General features: G+C 57.6%; 2 protein-coding genes and 3 pseudogenes. 3 read left to right on the forward strand and 2 right to left on the reverse strand.

Going from position 1 to position 4,379, the window contains the following annotated elements:
• Positions 1-13: 13 nt before the first annotated feature.
• A pseudogene (locus tag HV796_RS40385) lies at positions 14-245 on the forward strand (IS6 family transposase); the annotation flags it as partial.
• Here HV796_RS40385 and HV796_RS40390 read toward each other — a convergent pair.
• Positions 235-494 (reverse strand): annotated as a pseudogene (locus HV796_RS40390) (hypothetical protein); the annotation flags it as partial. The pseudogenes HV796_RS40385 and HV796_RS40390 sit on opposite strands and share 11 nt — an antisense overlap.
• A pseudogene (locus HV796_RS40395) lies at positions 471-1,046 on the reverse strand (IS701 family transposase); the annotation flags it as partial. The pseudogenes HV796_RS40395 and HV796_RS40390, both read right to left, overlap by 24 nt.
• 505 nt (positions 1,047-1,551) lie before the next feature.
• Between HV796_RS40395 and hppD the strand changes: the two are divergent.
• Together hppD and HV796_RS40405 are read left to right on the forward strand one after the other, a co-directional pair.
• A complete protein-coding gene (hppD, locus tag HV796_RS40400; protein ID WP_175233304.1) occupies positions 1,552-2,634 on the forward strand; it encodes a 4-hydroxyphenylpyruvate dioxygenase in 1,083 nt (360 codons plus the stop codon).
• 269 nt (positions 2,635-2,903) lie between these two features.
• Positions 2,904-4,112, forward strand: a complete 1,209-nt coding sequence (locus HV796_RS40405) for an MFS transporter (RefSeq protein WP_281369991.1) — start codon at positions 2,904-2,906, stop codon at positions 4,110-4,112.
• Positions 4,113-4,379: the final 267 nt, after the last annotated feature.

Consider the following 4,379-nt stretch of genomic DNA (forward strand, 5'->3'; position numbering starts at 1 on the left):
GCCACGAACGACGCTGGCACCGGGCATTACCAAGGTTCTGAAGCGGCTGCACTATCCGCTTGAAGTGATGCTGCTGTGCGTGCGATGGTACGTTGCCTACTCGCTGAGTCTCCGCAATCTTGAGGGGATGCTGGCTGGGCGCGACATTGGCGTCGATCACTCGATCGGTGCATCGCTGGGTCATCAAGCTGGTGCCGCTGCTCGAAAAGACGTTTCGCAAGCACAAGCGTGCGGTCGGCACGAGCGATCCGCAGGTGTAGCAAAGCGGTTCCAGAGTTTGACGAACTCAGGCGTATAACGCCTTACCCGGCGAAGGATGGTCGTGTGAGCCAGCGACAACCCCCGTTCGGCCATCATCCCGACCAGATCGCGCAGGCTGAGCTTGTAGCGAAGGTACCAGCAACACACAGCACGATGATCTCCCGATCAAAATGCCGTCCATCGAACAGCCCCTCCAGACCTTGCCCTTGCTCATCACCGGCTACCCATTTCATATGGCTGGCTACTTTAACCGATTCCCCAAGCCGATTTGCACCAGAGCCCTCGGGAGTGCCCGCTGCCTTGCAGCGCACCCGGTCATCGCTCCACGCCTTGGGTACATACAGTTCGCGGTCGATGAACGCACTACCGCCACGACCGGCATAGCAGAGGAACACACCGATCTGGCTGTTCTCGATACGGCCTGCCGTGCCACTGTACTGGCGTTGAACACCGGCCGGGTGCCGTCCCTTCCTGACGAACCCGGTCTCGTCCACAATCAGCACGGCGTCGCGCTCGCCCAGTTCTTCCACTACATACCTGCGCAGTACATCGCGAGCGGCATCTGCGTCCCATTGCGCCCGCTCCAGCAGGTGCTGTATGCCATCGGGTGTCGCTTCGCCGATCCATTCGACGAGTTGCCAGCCGTTCTTGCGCTCGACTGTACCCAGCAGGCCCTTCAGGTATGCGAGCGACCGCTGTCGGGGCTCTGGAGGCCTGAACGGTTCTCCGAGCTGCTGGTGCAGTGCCTCTAGTTCACACTCCCACGCTTTTGCAGTTGCATGCATAGTTTTATCATGTAGTATTCCTAATTCATATTAGTATAGTAAAAAATCTACGACTGTAGTACTTGGAACACTTACGTGGGGCCGCTCCGGCGGCGCAGTTCGTCATCTACGGCCTCGCGATATAAGTGAAACCTGTCATAAGCTGACACACGCAAAATCGTTTCCCTTGTGTTTCTGAGCATCGGTACTTACGATGCCAATCACACTAGCATTAGCCGAAATAGCAATCAGGGTTTTAATCGTTACATCCGTGCTTTTTCCAAAGTCAGGCCCTTCTCGCCCCTTCTGACATATGTTTGCGTGAGTCAGTTCGCTCGACAAATTTCGTGAAAATCAACGTCTGGCTCAGTGCGCCGAGCCTCGCGACGCTCGCGGAGGTCTACCGCACTGGCATTCGGCGTGCGCGATCGGAGGTTCAATCGTTAAATTGAAACATCGCAGCAGTAACGGTCGGCTGCACTGTACAGATTTCAGGTTTTTCAACCCGCCTCAGGTGAACACGGCCATGACAGACTGTTTTGACAATCCCATGGGCCTCATGGGCTTCGAGTTCGTGGAGTTCGCTTCGCCCCAACCCAACGTGCTGGAACCGCTCTTCGAGAAGGTTGGCTTTACGCTGGTCGCCAGTCATCGCTCGAAGGATGTGCTGCTATATCGGCAAGGTGATATCAATTTCATAGTCAACCGGGAGCCGGGAAGCGCCGCCGCGTACTTCGCTGCCGAGCACGGCCCATCGGCTTGCGGCTTGGCGTTCCGCGTGAGGGATTCGCACCAGGCCTACAAGCGCGCATTGGAATTAGGCGCTCAGTCGATCGATATTCCCGCCGGCCCGATGGAACTGCGCCTTCCGGCCATCAGGGGCATTGGTGGCGCGCCGCTCTACCTGATCGACAGGTTTGAGGATGGTAAATCCATTTACGACATCGACTTCACGTTCCTGCCTGAGGTCGATCGCAATCCGAGCGGCCACGGCTTCAAGATCGTGGATCACCTGACGCACAATGTCTATCGCGGCCGCATAAGCTATTGGGCCAATTTCTACGAGAAGCTGTTTAACTTTCGCGAGATCCGCTATTTCGATATCAAGGGTGAATACACCGGTCTCACGTCGAAGGCCATGACAGCACCCGACGGCAAGATCCGCATCCCGCTCAGCGAAGAATCTAAGCGGGGTGGCGGTCAGATAGAGGAATTCCTGATGCAATTCAACGGCGAGGGCATCCAGCACATCGCGCTGCTCACCGATGACATCTTCGACGCTGTCGATCGCCTGCAGATGGCTGGTATTCCGGTCATGACTGCGCCGAACGACGTCTATTACGAGATGCTTGAGGAGCGTTTGCCGGGCCATGGCGAAAATGTCGCCAATCTGCAAAGCCGCGGCATCCTGCTAGACGGCGCCACGCGAGATGGCAGCAAGCGGCTGTTACTGCAAATCTTCTCGCAACCGCTGCTCGGACCAGTGTTCTTCGAGTTCATTCAGCGCAAGGGCGACGAGGGCTTCGGCGAGGGCAATTTTAAAGCCCTTTTTGAATCAATGGAGCGTGACCAGATCCGGCGCGGCGCGCTCGAAACCCAAAAGGCATGACGGGTCGAAGACCATGCGAGCAGCTACGCTCCCCCTTCTCGCATGAACGGGAGTTCAGACGGCGAGCGCAGCCGCCACGGCTGCGAGAGGCGGTAGTCGCACTTTCATGCAAATTCTGGTGGTCCGATCTTGAAAGGCCATATCGAACAATGGCGTGACGTGCCGCCGATTGTGCAAAAGCCACCAAACTGTCGAGCCTTGCCGCAAGCCTTCCTGCACGCGACTACCCCCACAAGTCTTGCGTGGGAAAAGACGATAATCCAAACAAGATGCGCGCCTTGACGAGAAGCCAGGAGCCTCCGTTGCGAAACTTGGTCTTGCTGCTGGCGATTGGGGCAGGAGTCGGCGTGTCGAACGTCTACTATATTCAACCAATCCTCGGCCTGGTGCAGCACGGCTTCAGTGTTCCGGCGAATCTGATTGGCTGGGCTCCGACGATGGCGCAGATCGGCTATGCAACTGGCATGCTACTGTTTGCGCCGCTGGGCGATATGCTAAACCGGCGCTCAGTGATCCTCGTCAAAGGAATCTTTCTCGTTCTAGTACTAATTGCCGCGTTTTTTTCTCCAAACTTTACGACACTTCTCCTTACAAACGCAGGCATCGGCCTGCTCAGCAGTGTCGGACAAGACTTCATCCCCGTTGCTGCACACCTCGCTCCTGAAGACCGTCGCGGCCGTGTCGTCGGCACCGTCATGACGGGATTGCTGACCGGCATACTGCTGTCGCGGACGCTAGCTGGACTCGTTGCAGAACACTATGGCTGGCGCGCGATCTATGCGGTCGCCGCAGGCCTCCAAGGATTGGTTATTCTGCTCGTGTGGCGGCTGCTCCCTCCGCTGCCCGCCAGCACCAACGGGCGTTATGCCGATCTGATGGCAAGTCTTCTCAAGCTCTGGTTGAAACACGCATCGTTGCGTCGGTCAGTATTCATCCAAGCACTTCTCGCCATATCGCTTGGCGCCTTCTGGTCGACGCTTGCGCTCGTCCTGGCAGCACCTCCATTTCACCAGGGTCCGGGGACGGCAGGTGCATACGGTATAGCGGGAGTAGCCGGCGCCCTGGCCGCCCCGTTGTTAGGCCGCTTCGTCGATCGTGCGGGCCCGGTTCCGACCATACGACTAGGCTGTCTGCTCGTGATCCTGGCATTCAGCGGCATGTGGATCTTTGCGAATTCAATGGTCTCACTTGCGATCGGCGCGGTGGTGTTCGATCTCGGCGTCATGGCCGGGATCGTTTCGCATCAGACAATCGTCAATACACTCGATCCGGCTGCTCGAAGCCGCCTGAACGGTATTCTGATTACGGGCGCGATGTTCGGAGTGGCCCTCGGCGCGGAAGTGGGCAACGTCGCCTGGGCCTACGTAGGCTGGGCGGGCATATGCGCGGTAGGGCTGGTTGCCAGCTGTGGAGCGTTGCTCATTAGTTCGCTCTCCACGGATGCCTTTTGTGCATGTCGCGGACCGGACTATTTTTAGGTACCCGGCGTGGCATTTTTAGCTGCATTGTTATCCACTCGCCTGCTGTCATATTGGCGAACAAGTCGGTCCTCTTTCCGGCATATTTGAGTTCGAGAGTCTGGCGGTGTAGCGAGTCGCCATGGCAGAACTGAGATTGACCCAGAAAAACGGACGCCTATTCTTTTGAGAAGGAGGTGCCGGAAATGGGCAAGCATCGTACCCCATACCCTGCGGAATTCCGGGCTCGCATGGTCGAGCTTGTGAAGGCCGGGCGTACGCCCGAGG

This window comes from Paraburkholderia humisilvae (assembly GCF_902859855.1).
GTDB lineage: Bacteria > Pseudomonadota > Gammaproteobacteria > Burkholderiales > Burkholderiaceae > Paraburkholderia > Paraburkholderia humisilvae.